This window comes from Streptomyces sp. NBC_00448, assembly GCF_036014115.1.
GTDB lineage: Bacteria > Actinomycetota > Actinomycetes > Streptomycetales > Streptomycetaceae > Actinacidiphila.
Genome location: NZ_CP107913.1, coordinates 5,126,062 through 5,142,979, shown reverse-complemented (window position 1 = coordinate 5,142,979; position 16,918 = coordinate 5,126,062). Strand labels below are relative to the sequence as shown.

At 71.6% G+C, this 16,918-nt stretch carries 19 protein-coding genes, 1 tRNA gene and 1 pseudogene; 11 read left to right on the top strand and 10 right to left on the bottom strand.

Translation table 11 applies throughout. The annotated features are described in order from the left end of the window. Positions 1-66: 66 nt before the first annotated feature. Positions 67-954, bottom strand: a complete 888-nt coding sequence (locus OG370_RS21980; protein WP_328466858.1) for an LAETG motif-containing sortase-dependent surface protein — start codon at positions 952-954, stop codon at positions 67-69. 155 nt (positions 955-1,109) lie between these two features. Continuing rightward, positions 1,110-2,294 (bottom strand): PP2C family protein-serine/threonine phosphatase, encoded by a 1,185-nt coding sequence (locus OG370_RS21975; protein WP_328466856.1) that lies wholly within the window; start codon positions 2,292-2,294, stop codon positions 1,110-1,112. 148 nt (positions 2,295-2,442) lie between these two features. Here OG370_RS21975 and OG370_RS21970 point away from each other — a divergent pair, with 148 nt between their 5' ends. Continuing rightward, the gene (locus OG370_RS21970) at positions 2,443-3,015 is read left to right on the top strand and encodes a helix-turn-helix domain-containing protein (protein WP_328466854.1); all 573 of its coding nucleotides are present in this window, start codon (positions 2,443-2,445) and stop codon (positions 3,013-3,015) included. A 33-nt stretch (positions 3,016-3,048) separates the two neighbouring features. Beyond that, positions 3,049-3,957, top strand: coding sequence for an aminoglycoside phosphotransferase family protein (locus tag OG370_RS21965; protein WP_328466852.1), 909 nt, complete (start codon positions 3,049-3,051; stop codon positions 3,955-3,957). 29 nt (positions 3,958-3,986) lie between these two features. Here the strand turns inward: OG370_RS21965 and OG370_RS21960 are convergent. Both OG370_RS21960 and OG370_RS21955 read right to left on the bottom strand, forming a co-directional pair. Further along, a tRNA-Thr gene (locus OG370_RS21960) sits at positions 3,987-4,060 on the bottom strand. Between the two features lie 132 nt (positions 4,061-4,192). Continuing rightward, positions 4,193-4,747, bottom strand: coding sequence for a hypothetical protein (locus OG370_RS21955; RefSeq protein WP_328466850.1), 555 nt, complete (start codon positions 4,745-4,747; stop codon positions 4,193-4,195). A gap of 19 nt (positions 4,748-4,766) precedes the next feature. Here OG370_RS21955 and OG370_RS21950 point away from each other — a divergent pair, with 19 nt between their 5' ends. After that, a complete protein-coding gene (locus tag OG370_RS21950) occupies positions 4,767-4,922 on the top strand; it encodes a hypothetical protein (RefSeq protein WP_328466848.1) in 156 nt (51 codons plus the stop codon). A gap of 45 nt (positions 4,923-4,967) precedes the next feature. Here the strand turns inward: OG370_RS21950 and OG370_RS21945 are convergent, their stop codons facing one another. Continuing rightward, entirely contained in the window at positions 4,968-6,230 is a 1,263-nt protein-coding gene (locus OG370_RS21945; protein ID WP_328466846.1) for an MFS transporter, read from the bottom strand. A gap of 75 nt (positions 6,231-6,305) precedes the next feature. On the opposite strand from OG370_RS21945, the gene OG370_RS21940 reads away from it, so the two are divergent. Next, complete coding sequence (locus OG370_RS21940) at positions 6,306-6,734, top strand: MerR family transcriptional regulator (RefSeq protein WP_328466844.1); 429 nt, start codon at positions 6,306-6,308, stop codon at positions 6,732-6,734. 9 nt (positions 6,735-6,743) lie between these two features. Then, positions 6,744-7,679, top strand: coding sequence for an aminoglycoside phosphotransferase family protein (locus OG370_RS21935; protein WP_328466842.1), 936 nt, complete (start codon positions 6,744-6,746; stop codon positions 7,677-7,679). On the opposite strand, the gene OG370_RS21930 is transcribed toward OG370_RS21935, so the two are convergent. Beyond that, a complete protein-coding gene (locus OG370_RS21930; RefSeq protein ID WP_328466840.1) occupies positions 7,676-8,572 on the bottom strand; it encodes an oxidoreductase in 897 nt (298 codons plus the stop codon). The genes OG370_RS21935 and OG370_RS21930 overlap by 4 nt on opposite strands. 95 nt (positions 8,573-8,667) lie before the next feature. Between OG370_RS21930 and OG370_RS21925 the strand changes: the two genes are divergently transcribed. Both OG370_RS21925 and OG370_RS21920 read left to right on the top strand, forming a co-directional pair. Next, positions 8,668-9,309, top strand: coding sequence for a DNA-binding response regulator (locus OG370_RS21925; RefSeq protein ID WP_328466838.1), 642 nt, complete (start codon positions 8,668-8,670; stop codon positions 9,307-9,309). A gap of 72 nt (positions 9,310-9,381) precedes the next feature. Further along, positions 9,382-10,355 (top strand): annotated as a pseudogene (locus tag OG370_RS21920) (IS5 family transposase). A gap of 228 nt (positions 10,356-10,583) precedes the next feature. Here OG370_RS21920 and OG370_RS21915 read toward each other — a convergent pair. Further along, positions 10,584-11,513 (bottom strand): LysR family transcriptional regulator, encoded by a 930-nt coding sequence (locus OG370_RS21915; protein ID WP_328466836.1) that lies wholly within the window; start codon positions 11,511-11,513, stop codon positions 10,584-10,586. 115 nt (positions 11,514-11,628) lie between these two features. Between OG370_RS21915 and OG370_RS21910 the strand changes: the two genes are divergently transcribed. Both OG370_RS21910 and OG370_RS21905 read left to right on the top strand, forming a co-directional pair. Continuing rightward, positions 11,629-12,156: a DapH/DapD/GlmU-related protein gene (locus tag OG370_RS21910; RefSeq protein ID WP_328466834.1), complete on the top strand. Its 528-nt coding sequence runs from the start codon at positions 11,629-11,631 to the stop codon at positions 12,154-12,156. 141 nt (positions 12,157-12,297) lie between these two features. Continuing rightward, positions 12,298-14,304 (top strand): tetratricopeptide repeat protein, encoded by a 2,007-nt coding sequence (locus OG370_RS21905; protein ID WP_328466832.1) that lies wholly within the window; start codon positions 12,298-12,300, stop codon positions 14,302-14,304. On the opposite strand, the gene OG370_RS21900 is transcribed toward OG370_RS21905, so the two are convergent. The 3 genes from OG370_RS21900 to OG370_RS21890 form a co-directional block, all read right to left on the bottom strand. Further along, positions 14,277-14,783, bottom strand: coding sequence for a DUF6907 domain-containing protein (locus OG370_RS21900; RefSeq protein ID WP_328466830.1), 507 nt, complete (start codon positions 14,781-14,783; stop codon positions 14,277-14,279). The two genes, OG370_RS21905 and OG370_RS21900, sit on opposite strands and share 28 nt — an antisense overlap. A gap of 126 nt (positions 14,784-14,909) precedes the next feature. Beyond that, on the bottom strand, positions 14,910-15,314 hold the full coding sequence (locus OG370_RS21895; RefSeq protein WP_328466829.1) for a hypothetical protein: 405 nt from the start codon (positions 15,312-15,314) through the stop codon (positions 14,910-14,912). A 13-nt stretch (positions 15,315-15,327) separates the two neighbouring features. After that, entirely contained in the window at positions 15,328-15,546 is a 219-nt protein-coding gene (locus OG370_RS21890; protein WP_328466827.1) for a hypothetical protein, read from the bottom strand. A 170-nt stretch (positions 15,547-15,716) separates the two neighbouring features. On the opposite strand from OG370_RS21890, the gene OG370_RS21885 reads away from it, so the two are divergent. Then, positions 15,717-16,604: a helix-turn-helix domain-containing protein gene (locus OG370_RS21885; protein WP_328466825.1), complete on the top strand. Its 888-nt coding sequence runs from the start codon at positions 15,717-15,719 to the stop codon at positions 16,602-16,604. Then, positions 16,580-16,801 carry a DUF397 domain-containing protein gene (locus OG370_RS21880; RefSeq protein WP_328466823.1) on the top strand — a complete coding sequence of 74 codons (222 nt, stop codon included), beginning with the start codon at positions 16,580-16,582 and terminating at the stop codon, positions 16,799-16,801. The genes OG370_RS21885 and OG370_RS21880 overlap by 25 nt, the downstream gene beginning before the upstream one ends. Positions 16,802-16,918: the final 117 nt, after the last annotated feature.

The window sequence follows — 16,918 nt, the reverse complement described above, 5'->3', positions numbered from 1 at the left end:
CGCCCGGGCAGGCCCGGGCGGTCACCCCGTACGCCGGTCCGCAGGTCCGCCGGTCCGTTCCGCGGCTCAGACCGCCGCGGAACCCTTCCTGCGCAGCCGTACGACACCGATCGCCCCCGCGCCGACCAGCACCGCCGCGCCGCCGATGCCCGCGATCAACCGCGTCGCCGAGGACGAACCCGTCTCCGCGAGGGTCCCGCCGTCAGGAGCCGTCGAGGGGGCCGGCGTACCGCTGCCGCCGGCCTTCGAGCCGGGCGCGAGCACGTCGAAGGTGGCGTCGGTGGTGCTGCCCCGGGTGCAGTTCTTCGTGGTGTCGACGTAGGTGCCGCCGCCGACGGCGTAGCTGGGGCCGGGGGTGGCCTTGGCGTCGACCCTGATCCGGAACTTCAGGTCGGCCGACGCGTGGGCGGTCTTCAGCGTGGTGTAGCCGTAGATGAGGCCGGTCTCGCGGATGTCGTCCTTGCCCTCGTCCTTCAGGCTCAGCCACTTGCCGTTTCCGGCGTCCCAGTACTCCAGGTACGCGTGCTTGTAGAGGTCCGCGTTGTAGCTGTCCTCGCCGTTGTCGGCCGTGACCGACGCCTCGACCGCGCCGAGCGCCTTGTCGGTGGCGCCGGCCACGTTCAGCGTGAACGTGGACCAGCCGCCGCCCGCCACGATGCTGGACGGCAGCCCCTTCAGCTGGAAGCGGATGGTGCTGGAGGGCCCGCTGCTGCACGGCGGCGGCGTCCCCGCGTCGGTCGGCGTGGCCGTGGGCGACGACGACGGCGACGTGGTGGGGACCGAGGAGGCCGGGGTGGAGGTGTCGGCCGTCGGCGGGGTCGAGGGCGTCGAGGGGGCCGTGGTCGAGCCGGCCGGCCCGGGATCGGCGTGTGCCACGGCGGTGGCGCCCAGCAGCACGGCCGGGACGATCGCGGTGGCCGTGGCAGCGGCCGACAGGGTGCGACGAAGGTTCATGAGTGGGTCCTCGCGGAGTGGCGCAGACGTGTATGACACCCCTGTGACCCTGGTGACGGAGTGAGCGTTGTACACGGTTCGCGCTGTTCGCCAGACGTTCAACGAGCGTTCGGGCGGCGCGTCCGTCGGGCCGTGCGACGGGGAGAGGGCCCGTGTCAGGCCGCGCGCCGGTGACCAGGGTCCGTGCCGGGCCACCGGTCCGCGTGCCGCCCTGGCTCCTGCTGCGTGGCCGTCCGCTGGAGGATCAGCAGCGCGGCGTCGTCCGCGGGCTGCCCTCCGGTGTGCCGCAGCAGGTCGTGGTGGATGAGCTCCAGGAGTACGTCCGGGTCGGTGGCGGGCAGGTCGGCGACGCGCTCGGCGAGCGGGTAGAACTCGCCGGCCGGTGAGCGCGCCTCGATGAACCCGTCGGTGTACAGCACGAGGAAGTCGCCCGGCTCGAAGGCGAACTGCTCGGTGCGCAGGACCGCGGCGGGGTGCGGGGCGGTGACGCCGAGCGGGGGCGAGATCCGGTGGGCGTACAGCGCGGTGACCTGGCGGTCGTGGATGAGCAGGGGCGGCGGATGCCCGCAGTTGATCATCTGCGCCCGCGAGCCGTCGTCGGGCAGGTCCAGCAGGAGCGCGGTGACGAAGTGCTCGCCGATGTCCTCCTCGACGTCCGCGACCTCCTCCAGGTTCCGGCTGACGCTGTCTTCCACGGCGGCCACGAGGTCGGGCAGCCCGGCGTGCCGGTGGGCGGCCTCGCGGAACGCGCCCAGCACCATCGACGCCTCACCGATGGACGCCAGGCCGTGGCCCCGGACGTCGCCGATGATCACGCGGGTGGCGGGGTGGGCGGCGCGGGCCGTGGCGAAGAGGTCGCCGCCGATCTGCGTCTCGTCCTCGGCGGACAGATACAGCCAGGCCACCTGCTGCGGTCCGACCCGGCGGGGCGGCGGGCGAAGCAGCACCCGCTGTGTGGTCTCGGCGACCGAACGTGCGCGGCCCAGCTCGCGGTTGCGTCTGTCGCGTGCGACGCACACCAGGACGACCAAGAGCGACAGGCCGGTCAGCGCGATGATCTCCGCCACGTGGTTGGCCGTGCCGAGACCGCCCTCGAACACCCCGATCAACGTCTGCGCCGCCACCGCGAGCGCCCCGGCCACGGCGGTGAGCCTCGGCCCGGCGAGGGACGCGGTGAGGGCGGGCGCGATCACCAGCAGCGGGCCGAGATGGACGTCCTGTGGGAGCAGCAGGTCAACCGTGGCGATCACCGCGATGAGCACAAACGGGAGCACCACCAGCCTGCTACGGCCCGATGGCTGCTCCAGGAGGCGGTCCACCGACAGGCGCCGGTTGTCCATTTCCTCCCACTACCCCTTTATGTCCGGGATACCCCTTGGCCGGAGAAGAGGGGGCGACGTATGCACGCGGGGAAAGAACACTCGGACCGCGGATCGATGGCGATGTCAGCGCCTGCCATCGCATGCCGGGGTCGCGTACGATCGGGGCATGGGCAGATGGGAGCCGGACGCGCGCGGGCGCCTCGGCAAGGCAGCGCTGGAACTGTTCGACGAGCGCGGATACGAGCAGACCACCGTGGCGGAGATCGCCAACCGGGCCGGGCTGACCGAGCGGACCTTCTTCCGGCACTACGCCGACAAGCGCGAGGTGCTCTTCGCCGGCTCGGCGGCCCTCCAGGACCTCATCGTCGGCGCCGTCGCGGGCACGCCCGAGGGCACCGCACCGATCGACGCGATCGCCGCCGGCCTCGACGCCGCCGCCGACCAGATCTTCCGGGGCGCCCACCGGCACGCCCGCCGGCGCCAGGCCCTCGTCTCCGCGCACACCGACCTCCAGGAGCGCGAACTCGTCAAGCTCGCCGCGCTCTCGTCGGCTCTCACGCGGACCCTGCGGGGCCGTGGCGTGACCGAGCCGGCCGCGAGCCTCGCCGCCGAAGCGGGCACCGCCGTCTTCCGGGTCGCCTTCGAGCGCTGGGTCGACGAGGCGGACCAGCCGCGCGAACTCGCCGACGTCATCCACGAGTCGCTCGCCGAGTTCAAGTCCCTCACCGCGGCCGGCTGACGGGTGGGCGAACTCGTCAGCGTCCCACCCGCGGTGCGGGACCGACTCGTCGTCAGGTTCGGACCTGAAGTCGTCGGCTGGCTCGACGCGTTGCCGTCCCTCGTCGGTGAACTCACCGCCCGCTGGAACCTGGAGCCGGTCGCGGCGGGCGGCGGCGGCACCTCGCGGGTCTTCCGCTGCGTGCGGCGCGACACCGGCGCCTCGGTGTGGCTGAAGCTCACCCCGGAGTCCGCGATCGCCCGCGAGGAGGCGGCGGCGCTGCGCGCCTGGGCCGGCAGGCCGTCGGTCGTACCGCTGCTCGCGGAGGAACTCGCCGTAGGCGCGCTGCTGTTGGGCGACGTACGACCAGGGGTGCAGGTGAAGCGGCTCGGGTGGCGGCTCGCCGACATCGGCCCGCTCCTCCGGGACCTGCGGGTCCCCGCCGTCGCGCCCGTCCCCCACTCCGCGCTACGGCCGCTGACGCATCGGGTCGACTTCGTCTTCGACCTGACCCTCCGCAGGTTGGCCGCGGCCGGCGTGGGCGAACCGTTCGACGCGGGCGTGCTCGACCGCGCCCGGGCCGCGGCTCTGGAACTGGCCGTCGACGGCCCGCTCGGGCTCGTCCACGGTGACCTCAACCCGGCCAACGTGCTGTCCGGCCCGGGCGCGGATACGGTCGCGGGCCCCGGCCAGGCATCGGCACCGGCTCTGGTGGCGATCGACCCGCGCCCCGCCTGGGGCGACCCCGACTTCGACGCCGTGGACTGGGTACTCGACGCGGTCACCGACCACGCGGACCTGGAACGACGCATCGACACGCTGGCCGCACTCGTGCCCGGGATGTCCCCCGCCCGCGTGCTGCGCTGGTGCCGCGCCCTCGGCGTCCTTGACGCGGCCCTCAGGTTCTGCGCCGGCCGCCACGGCCCGGAGACCCGCTTCCTCCTGACCCTGTCCCGCACCTGACCCGTCCCGCGCCCGAAGGACGGAGGGGACGGAGCCGGCCGGATTCGAACCGGCGTCCTCCCACACGCAGTGGAGGCGCGACAACCGCTGCGCTACGAGCCCCGTCCCTCCGATGATGCTAGGAACCCAACCCCCGCACCGCACCCGAATATCCGAGGGCCGACGCTCCTCCCGGGCCGACCGACACACGACCGGGCCGCCGGTGGCGGGTGCGAGACTCACGGGATCGCGAGGCTCACGGGATGACGAAAGCGACCTCACCACGGGACGCCGTGGTCACCGCACCCGCCCGGCGCAGCACGTCCGCGGGGCCGAGCACCGCGAACCCGTCGTTGCCGCCGGGCCAGAACAGCGCGATCCGGCGGTCGCTTCCGGCCCCGTCCAGCAGCCGGTTCAGCTCGGCGGCGGGCATGAGGGTGCAGTCCATCCACGGGTCGCCGCTCACCGGAAGGTGCGGATCTGCCGCGTCGGTGGAGTAGAGGGTGAGCGGATTGCCGTTCACCGTCACCGTGTAGCCGGGCGCCGGGACGTCGTCCCACGGACCCGAGGAGGTCGTGACGTCCAGCACGACCCCGCAGTCGGCCAGCGGCCGCGCCATGCCGCGCAGCCAGTCCTCGACCTCACCGTCGGCGAGGTCCTCACCGTCGGCCGCCCACCCACCTCCGCTCCACCACACCGCGCCCGTACCGGACTTGAGTCGCCGCACGGCCGCGATGCTCTCGTCGGCAGGGAGTTCCCGCCACAGGCCCGCCTGGTCCAGGTCCCCAAGCAGCCTCTCGTAAGGGTTCACGACGGCCATCGTGCCGCACATGGCACGGAGCGGGGCCGAGCCGCCCGGCGACTTCCACGCCTTTCGGCTCGACCTCACCGAGGCCGTGCTCACCTTCGTCGACCAGGAGGAACAGCTCCTGGTCATCCGGCTCTGGCGCCCCGGCCACCCGGAAGAGGTGATCAAGCGCCGCTGAGCCACCGTGCCGCTGACGGTCAACGAGGCTGCGTGGAAGTGACGTTCACCCTTGCGGCGCCACCTCTCGGCTCGCGCCCAGGGCCGCGGGGAACCCGTGGGTGCGGGCGGCGAAGGTGGCCGCGAAGGCGGGGGCGAGGAGGACGAGGACGGTCCAGGGGAGGGCGTGGGTGCCGAGGAGGTCGAGGAGGAGGCCGCCGACGAGACCGCCGGCGGCCGTCGCCACGTTCCAGAGGGTGACGAGGAGGACCTGGGCGGCGTCGGCGTGTTCGCCGCCCGCCTCGCCGACGGCGGTCTGCAGCAGAGACGGCGCCCCGCCCCACCCCAGCCCCCACAGCACCGCGGCGACGTAGACGAGCACGGGCTGGTGCGCACCGACTCCCAGGAGGAAGGCGGCCGTACCGATGAGCAGCACGCCGCCGAGGGTCAGCGCGCGCAGCGCGCGGTGGATGCGCGCGCCCACCGTCCAGACGCTCAGCAGCGACGCGACCCCGAAGGCGAGCAGCACCAGGTCGGTACGCCCGCCGAGCCCGACGCGGTCGAGGAAGGTCGAGATGTACGTGTAGAGGATGGTGTGCGCGAGCACGTACGCGGAGGTGACGAAGAGGACCGGGACAACCCCGGGCACGCGGAGTGCCCCGAGCAGAGGGGCGGCCGCACCCTTCTCCCGGCCCGCACCCTCCTCCCGGGCGACCCCCCGCCTACCCCCGTCCCCGCTCAACCCCGCTTCCGCGCCCGGCCGTTCCGGCACCGCCACCGTGATCCACCCGAGCAGCAGCACCGTGAGCCCCGACATCACCAGGAACGCGATCCGCCAGTCCGCCGCCTTCCCCAGATACGTCCCCACGGGCACCCCGATCGACAGCGCGACCGGAATCCCGGACATCGCGACGGCGATCGCCCGCCCCTCCAGCCCCGCGGGGGCCAGCCGCCGCGCGTACCCGGCGAGCAGCGCCCACGCGAGCCCGGCCGCCACCCCGGCGACGAACCGCGCCACCATCGTCAGCGGGTAGTCCCCGGACAGCGCGGTCACCGTGTTCGCGACGCAGAACCCGGCCATCGACACGAGCAGCAGCCGTTTGCGCGGCCACCCCGCGGTCGCCGCGGTGAGCGGGATCGCGGTGACGGCCGTACCGATCGCGAAGACCGTCACCGACTGGCCCATCGCGGACTCGCCGACCCCGAGGTCGCGCGACATCGCGGGCAGCAGCCCGGCCGGAAGGATCTCGGTGAGGCAGGTGATGAAGACGGCCGTCGCCAGCGACAGCAGCGCGGACAGGGGGAGCGCGGAACGCGTTCGCGTGGTCATGCCGGTTATGGTCAAACCCTCACATCAGTGTGAAGGTCAACCCGGCCCGTCCCCCGACCCTGTGAGGCACCCCACATGCGCATCGGCGCACTCTCCGCCCGCACCGACACCCCGCGCCGCCTGCTGCGCTACTACGAGGAGCAGGACCTGATCCACGTGCCGCGCTGCGCCAACGGCTACCGCGACTACCCCGAAGCCCTCGTGGACACCATTCTGCACATCCGCGGGCTCCTGGACGCGGGTCTGCCCACCCGCATCATCAAGCAGTTGCTGCCGTGCCTCACCAAGCCGTCCGTCATCCACATCCCGGACGCCACCCCGGAGATCGTCTCCACCCTCCAGACCGAACGCGACCGGATGACCGCCCGCATCGCCACCCTCACGCGCAACCGCGACGCCATCACGGACTACCTCACCGCGGTCCTCGCCCCCGCCGCGGAGGCCACCACCGACGAGGCCACCACCGACGCCGTCACGGCTCCCCGCACCCGGACCACCGCATAGGGTGCCCGAATGACCGCGATACCGGAGGAATTCACGCAGAGCACCGTCGCCCGCGAGGGCGCCCGGGGATCGGCCTGGCTCGCCGAGCTGCCCGCGATCGTGGACGACCTGCTGGAGCGCTGGGCGTGCGCACCGGACGGCCCGCTCCTGCACGGCGGCGTCGGCCTGATCGCCCCGGTACGCCGGCACCACGGCGAGCCCGCGGTGCTGAAGGTGTCCTTCCCGCACCCCGGCAACGTCCACGAGCCCGACGCGTTCGCGACATGGCGCGGGCACGGCGCCGTCCTGCTGCACGAGCGCGACGACGAGCGCTTCGCGATGCTGCTGGAGCGGGCCCGTACCTCGACCCTCGCGGAGATCGAGGACGTCGACGAGGTGGTGACGGTCGCGGGTCGGCTCAGCCTGCGACTGGCCGTGCCCGCACCGCCCGAACTGCCCCGGCTGCGCGGGCAAGCCGACACCTGGGAGCGGGAACTCCACCAGGAAGCTGCGGAGTTCGCGCACCTGCTGCCTCCCCACGTGGTGGCCGCCACCGTCGCGACCGTCCGCGAGTTGGGCCGCGACCAGCCGGACACCCTCATTCACGGCGACCTGCACCCCGGCAACATCCTGCGCGCGGACCGCGAGCCCTGGCTGGCCGTCGATCCCAAGGGGTACGCGGGAGACCGCGGTTACGACGGCGGCACGCTGCTCAAGGCGCTCGCCCTGCGGCTGATCGAGGCGGACGACCTCCGCAAGGCCGTCCACCGCTCGCTCGACGTCTTCGCCGAGGCCGCCGAACTCGATCGTGAACGCGTCGCGCGCTGGGCGCAGTTGCACGCCGTCCAGGCCACGTTCTGGAGCCTGCGGCACGGGTTCCGGATCGCCCGCGGTGGTCCGGAGCTGGACCGGATCACCGCATTCGCCGCCCATCTGGCGACGCTGCTCACCGGGCCATCCGACTAGCCGAGCCGGGCCAGGTCCTCCTCCGACAGGCGCAGGCCGGCGGCTGCCACGTTCTCCCTCAGGTGCGCCGGGTCGCCGGTTCCGGGGATGGCCAGCACGTTGGGGCCCTTGTGGAGGGTCCAGGCGAGGCGGATCTGGGAGGGGGAGGCGCCGTGGCGCTCGGCGACGTCGGCGAGGGCCCGGTCCGCCTCCGTCGCGGAGCCCGAGGCGGAGGGCGCGGCACCGCCGGGGGCGCCGCCCACGGAGAAGAACGGCACGAAGGCGATGCCCCGCTCGGCGCAGGCCTGCTGGATCGCGTCGTCCTCGCGGCGGGTGGCGAGCCCGTACTGGTTCTGCACGCACACCACCGGGGCGATCGCCAGCGCCTCCTCCAGGTGTTCGAGGCCGATGTTGGAGATGCCCAGGTGCCGGATGAGGCCCTCCTCCCGCAGTTCGGCCAGCGCCTCGAAGCGCTCCTTGAGGGAGCCCTCACCGCGCTCCAGGCCGACGCCGATGCGGAGGTTGACCACCTCAAGGCGGTCCAGGCCGAGTTGGCGGATGTTCTCCTCGACCTGGCCGCGCAGCTCCTCCTTGGTGTGGGCCCCGAGGAAGGCACCGGACGGGTCGCGGCCGGGACCGACCTTGGTGGTGATGACCAGGTCGTCCGGGTAGGGGGCGAGAGCGGTGTTGATCAGCTCGTTGGCGGAGCGCGGTCCGGCGAAGTAGAAGGCGGCGGTGTCGATGTGGTTGACGCCCAGTTCGACCGCCTGCCGCAACACCTCGATGGCCTGCGCGCGGTCGCTGGGGCTGCCGTCGGCCTTGCTCATCAGGCGCATGGCGCCGAGGCCGAGTCGGTGGACGGTGCGGTCGCCGAGCGTCCAGGTGCCGGCGGCGCCGGCGTTGGTCGTTGTCATGGGATGAAGTCTTGCCCGGGAGGTCCCGCGCTGCCGGGAATGGCAACTTCCTGCCTCCCCTGGCGAGTCGGGGGCGGTCGGGGAACACTGGGGCCATGAGCGTGGAGAGCGGCGTGCGCGTACTGCGCGGCGAGGCGGAGGTTTTCGCCCGCACGCACCACCTGTTCGCCACGGCCGGTGAGCTGTGGTGCGCGGCGCGCGACCTCAACACCTGGGCCCTCGGTCAGGAGTTTCCCGGCCGGCTGCCCGATACGCATCCCCGGTTGCGCAAGCTGTACCAGCCGAGCGCGCTGATGAGCCCGCCGATGGCCCGGCATCTGCGGGCCGTGGCGGCTTCTCCGGACGCGCAGGTCCGCATCACGGCGGACACCATCAACGAGACGATCATCATCGACCAGCGGTTCGCCATCCTCGCGGGCGATCTGGGCGCGGGACGGCGCAGCTACAGCGTGGTCTCCGAGCCGACGCTGGTCCAGAACGTCACCTCGCTGTTCGAGGCGGCCTGGCGGTCGGCGACCGATCTCGCGGTCTACGACGTGCAGCACGCGGAGCTGCGCGAGATGGCGCCGCGGGTGCTCGAACTGCTCGCCTCCGGCTGCAAGGACGAGACGGCGGCCCGGGTGCTGGGCCTCGGGGTGCGCACGTATCGGCGCCGGGTCGCGGAGCTGATGTCCGCGCTGGGGGCGGACTCCCGTTTCCAGGCGGGTGCGCGGGCCCGCGATCTGGGGCTGATCTAGGGCGTGTGTGGAGTTGTGATCTCGTGGGGTCCCGGCCTGGGAGGGCCGGGCTCCTTGGGGTAGAACGGTAGGGTGTCTCGACCTCAACTTTCGGATGCCGAGTGGGAGTTCGTCTCCCCGTTTCTGCCGGTCGGTGAGTACGGTCCGTATCCGGAGAACCTGCGGGCGCACTTCGAGGGCGTCGTGTGGCGGTTTCGGAACGGGGCGAAATGGCGGGAGTTGCCCGAGCGGTTCGGGCACTGGTCCACCGTGTACGGCCGGTTTCGGCAGTGGCGGGATGCCGGGGTGTTCACTGCGGTGTTCCAGGGTGCGATCGCCGAGGCGGCGAGGCGGGGCCTGGTGGACTTGTCGCTGGTCAGCGTGGACTCGACCACGGCGAGGGCCCATCATGATGCCGCCGGGATGATCATGGAGCCCGGGACTCTGGACGCATTGGAGAAGGCCGCCGCTGAAAAAGGGGAGCCAGCGGGGAACAAGACGGGCAGATAGGTCTGGAGCGGGAGGAACGACGGCGCGTGAGGCGTCGCCGCAGAGTCCGGCTCGCTGCCGCTGACCTGGGGCGTTCCCGCGGCGGACTGACCACGAAGACGCACCTGTCCTGCGTTCCGCAGTGCCTGCCCCTCTCGCTCAAGATCACCGCAGGTCAGGCGGGAGACAGTCCGCAGTTCATCCCCGTCCTGGACAAGATCCGCGTCCCCGGCCCGGTCGGCCGACCCCGCACCCGGCCCGGCGCAGTCGCCGGCGACAAGGCGTACTCCTCCCGCAAGAACCGTGCTCACCTGCGCAAACGCGGGATCAAAGCGGTCATCCCCGAGAAGAAGGACCAGGCCGCCCACCGCAAGAAGCGCGGCTCACGTGGCGGACGGCCCGTCACCTACGACAAGGAGCTGTACAAGCTCCGCAACAGCGTCGAACGCACCATCAACAAGATCAAGGACTGGCGCGGCCTCGCCGTCCGCTACGACAAAAAGCCTGGAAGCTACCAGGCCGGACTCGAATTATGCGCCGGCCTGCTCTGGATCCGACACCTCGGATCACAGTCTTGATCACAACTCCATACAGACCCTAGTACCGCGACGGTGACGGGACGCTCCACCACCGCGGATGACGGCGCGCGCGGGCCCTGAACCGGCCCGAACCCGAACGCGGCGACCTGGTCGCCGCGGCCACGCGGCACCGTCCGGGCGCGCCGCCAGGCCGGCACCGACCCCGTGCCCTGCGCACACTCCGCAGCGACCGCCGACCCTCACGTGTCTGTTGATTCGGTCGTCAGGTCAGCGGTCCATCCAGTCCGGCGCCCACACGTCGTGCGGGGTTCGCGGGCCCGCGGTGCGCAGATGGTCGCGTAGCGCGCTCAGCACAGGGTGCCGGTCTCCGCTGCGGAACAGCAGCACGTGCGGGTAGACCGGGGTCGGGTCGTGCAACGGGATGCGCCGTAGGTCGTGGTTCTGGGGCCACAGGTACCGGTCCCCGCTGCCGACGAGGGTGGCCGGCGAGGCCGGGGCGGCGAGCGCGTCCATCAGGGCCTCGTCACCGAAGTGGGGGCCGAGCGCGTCGATACTCAGGCCGAAGGTCTCGGACATCGCCTGGTAGAACGCCGCCCACTCCGTGCCGAGCCTGATCCCGGGAATCCAGATGCGGTGGCCGGCCAGGTCCGCAGGACTGACCCAGGGCGCGTCAGCCAGCGGGTGGCCGGGGCCGACCAGGAGCTCCAGGGGTGTGTCCAGGAGCCGTTCGGCGCTGATCCCGGCCGGGACCTGGTCTGCCGGCAGGGCACGGAAGGACGCGTCGATGGTCCCTTCGAGCACCGCGTGGGCGGCCTGGGCGGCGTTCTCGTCGCTCAGCGTGACCGCGTCCAGGTCGGTCTCGGGGTGGGAGCGGTAGAACCGGTAGACGGCCCGGGCCGGGGAGATGCGCCGATTGAGGACATCGACGCGCAAGGGACGGCTTCCGGGGCGCACGGCCTGCTCGGCCTGCTCGATGGCCACCAGGACCTTCTTGGCGTGCGGCAGGAAGACCTGCCCGTCCAGGCTCAGCCGCGAGCCTCGGGAGGTCCGCACCAGGAGCGGGACCTCGGTGTGCCTCTCCAGGGCCGCGATCCGCTTGGAGACCGCCTGCTGACTGATCCCCAGCTCATCGGCCGCAGCCTGGAACTGGCCGGTCTCAGCGACGGCCACGAACGTCCGCAGCGCTTCAACGTCCACGCCTCCCACCCTACTTCCACAACCAAAGGTTGTGTCTGGTGTGGTGCGGAGTTGTTTGATCGAGCGTTCCGCGCGGTGATGGGATCAGCGCATGTCAACCCGCACAGAGCAGGTCATGTATGTCCGTACGCCTGAGTTCGCGCGTCACGTGGAGCGGATCGTGGAGGTGACCGATGCGACGTCTCGACTGAACGTGCTTCCGTTCAGCGACGGCGAAGGTCGCACGGCACTACTTTCCGTTGTGTTCGGTGGCCCGCTGCCGGAATCGGTGACGATCTACCCACCGTTCTTCACCGAGTACGGGCTGAACACGACGTTCGGGGAGAACGTCTTCGTCAACCAGGGATGCACCTTCATGGACAAGGGAGGCATCCGTATCGGGAACGGCGTGATGATCGCCCCGAAGGTCAGCCTCATCACCGGCGGCCATCCGCTGCCCCTGGCCGAGCGCCGCGAGTACCTCTCCTTCGCCCCGATCGTCATCGAGGACGACGTCTGGATCGGGACGGCTGCCGTGATCACGCAGGGGGTGACCATCGGTGCCGGTGCGGTGGTCGCCGCCGGCGCGGTGGTCACTCGTGATGTTCCTGCCGGCACCATGGTCGCGGGAGTGCCCGCCCGGGTGATCAAGAAGACCGACTGAGCCCGGCCGGGCTGCTGGGCCGCCGACGGCTGCGGTCCTCGTCGCGGTGCTGCTCCGGGCTCGCATCCAACGGGTACGCCGTAGATTGGCTGTGGGGTGGTTCGGGTGCTGAGGGAGCGGTACGTCGTACGGGGGGCGGTTGTGGATTCCGCGGACAAGGTCACGAACTCCGAGGACGGCGGCGGCGACAGCGGGGAGGGCGGCGCCCACGGGGGCGGGGTGCTCTTCGACGTGGTGGTCCAAGGCCGCCCTGTCACCGTTGAGTTGGCCGGGAGCGTGCCGCCCGAGGCGACGGGGCTGCCCGCTCCCTCGGGAGCGTTCGCGGGGCGGGCCGCGGAGTTGGCCGAGTTGGTGGCCGTGTTGGACCCGGCCGCTGACAGGGGGGCCGAAGGGCAACGGGTGGTGCTGGTCACCGCGGTACCGGGGCTCGCCGGGGTCGGGGTGACCGAAGTGGTCGTGCAGGCGGCGCTCCGGGTGCTGGCCGAGCCGGGCTGGTTCCCCGGCGGCGTGCTGTTCACGGATCTCGACGGACATGACCCCGACCCGGACCGCCGCAGGGTGCCGCATCGCGTTCTGGACGGGTGGCTGCGGGCGCTCGGGATGCCGCCCGAGCACATACCGGACCAACTGCCGGGCCGGGTAAGCCTGTTCCGAGAGGTGCTCGCGGCCTACGCCGAGCAGGGCCGCCGGCTTCTGGTGGTCGTCGACAACGCGGAAAGCGAGACCCGCACCCGCGCCCTGCTTCCGGCCGACCCGCACACGGCCGCGCTCGTCACCTGCCGTCGCACGATGGACATCGCAGCCCGGCGCCACGAGGTGGCCGCCCTCGGTCCCGCCGCCTCGGTCGAGGTCCTGCGTCAGGCCCTGCACCAGCTACGCGGCCCGGCCGACACGCGTGTGGACGACGCGCCCGAAGACGCCCTGCACATCGCCGAGTCGTGCGCCGGCCTGCCCCTCGCGCTACGGATCACCGCCGCCCTGCTCGCAAAGAGCCCGGCGCAGCCGCTCGCCGCGATGGCGGACGCGCTCCGAGCCGAGCACACCCGGCTGGACCCGATCCGCCACCCCGGCTCCGAACAGGCGGTCCGCGCCGCCTTCGACCTCGCCTACGCCCACCTCACCCCCCGCCAGGCCCGGCTCTTCCGACTCCTCCCCCTCAACGCGGGCCCCCACGTCTCCACCCGGGCCGCCGCCCGCCTCATCGGCCAAGAGGAGCAGAACGCACGGGAGTTGCTGAGCGACCTCGCCCGCGCCCACCTCGTCGTACGCCTCGCGGGGTCGCGGGACCACTGGCGGCTGCACGACCAGATCAGGGATTACGCCGAGGAGTTGGGCCGCGAGCACGCCGAGACCGACCACCCCGACGACGCCGCGGCCCGCCTGCTCGACCACTACCTCGCCACCGCGAGGGCCGCCGACGCCCGGTGGGAGACGCGGGACGGCGCACCGTACGACCACGCGTACGACGACGTGTTCGCCGACCGCGCACAGGCGGTGGCCTGGCTCGACGCCGAACGCGCCAACCTCCTCACCGCGGCCACCGTCACCGCGCCCCGCCACGACCACCCCGCGGAGACCGACCTCGCCGCAGTGCTCGCCCGGTACTTCGTGCACGGCCGGCACTTCGACGACTGCACCGCCCTCGTGACGGCCGCCGCCGAGATCCTTCATGAGCGCGGCGACCTCACGGGATCGGCAGCGATGCTGACCAACCTCGGCGCCGCACTGATCGAGGCGAGCCGCCACGACGCGGCGGTCACCGCGCTCACCGCGGCGGCCGCCGTCCACCGGGCCACCGCCGACCACCAGGGCGAGGCCATCGCCCTGAACAACCTCGGCCTGGCCGAACTCGGGGCGGGCCGCCACGACGAGGCCGTCACCGCGCTCGCCGCGGCGGCCACCCTCCACCGGGCGGCGGCCGCGCACGCCGACGAGGCCGCCGCGCTGAGCAACCTCGGGGCCGCGCTGATGGAGGCACGGCGCTACGACGAGGCCATCGCCATCCTCGTCGCCGCCGGGCACGCCTACCGCGCGGTCGGCGACACCCTGGGCGAGGACCAGACGCTGGAAGCGCTGGAGGACGCCCACGCCAGACGCCGGCAGAGCCACCGGCCAGGGACTCAGGGCGAGCCCTGGGGCTCGGAGTGAGTGCCGATGGCCCAGTCCTCGCGAGCCGCGATCAGAGCAGGTCGCACCTTGCGGTCGAGCAGATCGGCCTGGGCGCGAAGCAGATCGGCTACCTGCAACAGCCCCTCCGGGTCGAGGTCGATGATCCAACTCTCCTCACACAGATGGACGTTGGCCACCGGCACGCGGGGGTCGGGGAGTTCGGCGTAGGGCGTGCAGTCGAGGGTGCAGGAGAAGATCTCCTGCTCGGAAGGGCGCCCGGATCGGTCGGCCGCGGTGTAGACGGTGGCGGTCTGCCCGGGGAAGCGGGCGCTGTGGTGGATGTCGGCGAGCCGATGAGCCAACTGGTCAACGGGCACGTGGTGTTCGCTCGGGTCGTCCCCGGCCCACGGCGGCAGATAGCCGCTGAGGGTGTGCCCGTCGACGGAGGTGAGGGTCCACCGCCGCGCGGGTCCGGGTAACTCCGGGAACTCGGCCGGTGCGGGCGGAATGCTGATCATGCGCGGTGTTCCTTCTCTACGGCTCTGCCGCTCTACGGCTCTGCGACTCACGGACGACGGTCGTCCCGGCGACGGCTCCACGGCTCGATACCCCTTCGCCGCGCGCATGTTCGGGACGTCCCGCCGCTACATCCACGACCGGCGTGGCAGCGGAAACGCCGTCGCTATCCGCGGCGGATCGTCCAGCTCCCAGCTGTGCCCGCCCGGGTGCCCCTCGAACTCGCTGCACGGGCTGTCCACTTCCCGCCCGGCCGGGCAGTCCGGTATCTCGATCACCGCGCTCGGGGTGCCGCCGTCCCGCCACAGCGCCCACAGCGTCCCGGCCTCCGGCCCGCGCAGGTTGAGCGCCGCACCGTAGTGAATCGGCCCTCGGTGCACCTCGATCGTGCACACCAGCGTCGCGAACATGTCCTCCCGGGTGTACGCGTACACGTCGTCCGCCTTCACCAGGCTCAGCACCGTACGCACCAGCTCGTCCGGCACCAGCGTCCGCCTGCCGCAGATGAAGCGCTGCGCGCGCCGCACCGGCATGTCCCCCAACTCCTCACGTCCTCGTTCCGGTTGCCGCCACGGCGAACGTGCCCGTCAACGCCTCGGCGCGCAGGTCGCGTTCGGTGGCCGGCCGCACGCTTCCGGGGTCCGCCGACCACAACCCTCCCCGCCCGGGACGCTGGAGGGACAGCAGGCCACCGGTCTGCCGCAGCACCTCGCCGAGGTCTCCCGTCATCGTGTCCACCACCCACGTGCCTTCCGGATACAGCATGCGTTCGGTCTCTCTGTGATCGATTCCTGACGTTCCGTGAACAAGAATGCCGTGCGCACTCTACGATCGGCAGAGGTGAGCCGTTGCCGTACATATGGGACTAGTTGGCGAGCCATGCACGGAAAACGGCAGACCAAAACTACGCAACCATCTGGCATCATGCGCGCGCAGTGCGCCGCTTGACCTGGTGCCAGGACAAGGAGAAAGGGCTCTCTTTTCTGATGAAAAACGCCGGAGAAGCTACCATCACCGCTCGGAGTATGTACGCGGAGGAGCTCGCGCGCCTGCGCAAGCTCCACGGCTGGACCCTCGTGGAACTGGGCGACCGCTGCAATTACGAGCAGTCGTACCTGCACCGCCTGGAGACCGGCGGCCGCCTGGGCACCCTGGAGGCCGCGCAGGCGCTGGACAGGGTGTACGGAACCGGGCACGTGGCCAAGCTCTGGCTGCTGGCCAAGGAGGAAGCGAAGCGGAGCAGGTACGGGGGCTTCGCGGAGGTGGAGGCGGACGCGACCAGCATCCAGGAGTTCTGCGTGACGACCGTCCCAGGTCTGTTGCAGACGAGGGCGTACGCGGAGACCCAACTCCGAACAGCGGAACCGGAGAACGAAAAGGTCCTCGCCAACGGTGTCGCCGCACGGATGAACCGCCAGGACATCCTCACCGGCAAGAAGCCCACGATTTACAGGGGGCTGCTCGACGAGTCAGTGATCCGGCGACTTCCGCAAGATCCGGCGGTTCGTGCCGAGCAGTTGGAGCGGCTGATCGACGCCATGCAGCAACCGAACATCTCGATTCAGGTCCTGCCCTTCCGGGCCGGTATGCACAGCCTGCTCAACACCGCGCTTCAGCTGCTATGGCTGCCGACCGGGCGGACCGTCGCGTACGTAGAGACCGACTGGAGCGGGCAGTTGATCGAGGAAATCGAGGACGTTGAGCGACTCCGGTTGCTCTACGATCAGCTCAGGGACTCCGCATTGTCCCCCTCCGAGTCCCTTGAGCTATTGCGATCCGCACTGGAGGAGCACGTCTCATGTCCCACTTCACCCCAGACCTGAGTGCAGCCGCCTGGCGCAAGTCGTCCTACAGCGGTAGCTCGGACCCCAACAGCTGCATCGAGGTGGCCGACGGCTTCACCGGCGTCGTCCCGGTCCGCGACTCCAAGGACCCCCAGGGCCCCGCACTGACCTTCACCGCTGACGCGTGGACGTCGTTCGTCTCGGCCGTCCAGGCGAACGAATTCCCCACCGCCTGACCGCAATTCAGGCCAAACGGGCGCACGCGACTACCCAAAGAAGTCGCGTGCGCCCACACTTATTCTCTCCCAGCACCACGTCCCGCTCGACACTCGCCCCGTCGAAGGAGCACGTGA

Bases quoted from the DNA above. Each gene is read 5' to 3' on its own strand.
- OG370_RS21970 (WP_328466854.1), top strand. From the start codon at position 2,443: ATGGGCAGATGGGAGCCGGACGCGCGCGGGCGCCTCGGCAAGGCAGCG.
- OG370_RS21880 (WP_328466823.1), top strand. From the start codon at position 16,580: ATGTCCCACTTCACCCCAGACCTGAGTGCAGCCGCCTGGCGCAAGTCG.
- OG370_RS21930 (WP_328466840.1), bottom strand. From the start codon at position 8,572: ATGACAACGACCAACGCCGGCGCCGCCGGCACCTGGACGCTCGGCGAC.
- OG370_RS21975 (WP_328466856.1), bottom strand. From the start codon at position 2,294: ATGGACAACCGGCGCCTGTCGGTGGACCGCCTCCTGGAGCAGCCATCG.
- OG370_RS21895 (WP_328466829.1), bottom strand. From the start codon at position 15,314: ATGCCGGTGCGGCGCGCGCAGCGCTTCATCTGCGGCAGGCGGACGCTG.
- OG370_RS21945 (WP_328466846.1), bottom strand. From the start codon at position 6,230: ATGACCACGCGAACGCGTTCCGCGCTCCCCCTGTCCGCGCTGCTGTCG.
- OG370_RS21890 (WP_328466827.1), bottom strand. From the start codon at position 15,546: ATGCTGTATCCGGAAGGCACGTGGGTGGTGGACACGATGACGGGAGAC.
- OG370_RS21910 (WP_328466834.1), top strand. From the start codon at position 11,629: ATGTATGTCCGTACGCCTGAGTTCGCGCGTCACGTGGAGCGGATCGTG.
- OG370_RS21900 (WP_328466830.1), bottom strand. From the start codon at position 14,783: ATGATCAGCATTCCGCCCGCACCGGCCGAGTTCCCGGAGTTACCCGGA.
- OG370_RS21980 (WP_328466858.1), bottom strand. From the start codon at position 954: ATGAACCTTCGTCGCACCCTGTCGGCCGCTGCCACGGCCACCGCGATC.
- OG370_RS21935 (WP_328466842.1), top strand. From the start codon at position 6,744: ATGACCGCGATACCGGAGGAATTCACGCAGAGCACCGTCGCCCGCGAG.
- OG370_RS21950 (WP_328466848.1), top strand. From the start codon at position 4,767: ATGGCACGGAGCGGGGCCGAGCCGCCCGGCGACTTCCACGCCTTTCGG.
- OG370_RS21925 (WP_328466838.1), top strand. From the start codon at position 8,668: ATGAGCGTGGAGAGCGGCGTGCGCGTACTGCGCGGCGAGGCGGAGGTT.
- OG370_RS21940 (WP_328466844.1), top strand. From the start codon at position 6,306: ATGCGCATCGGCGCACTCTCCGCCCGCACCGACACCCCGCGCCGCCTG.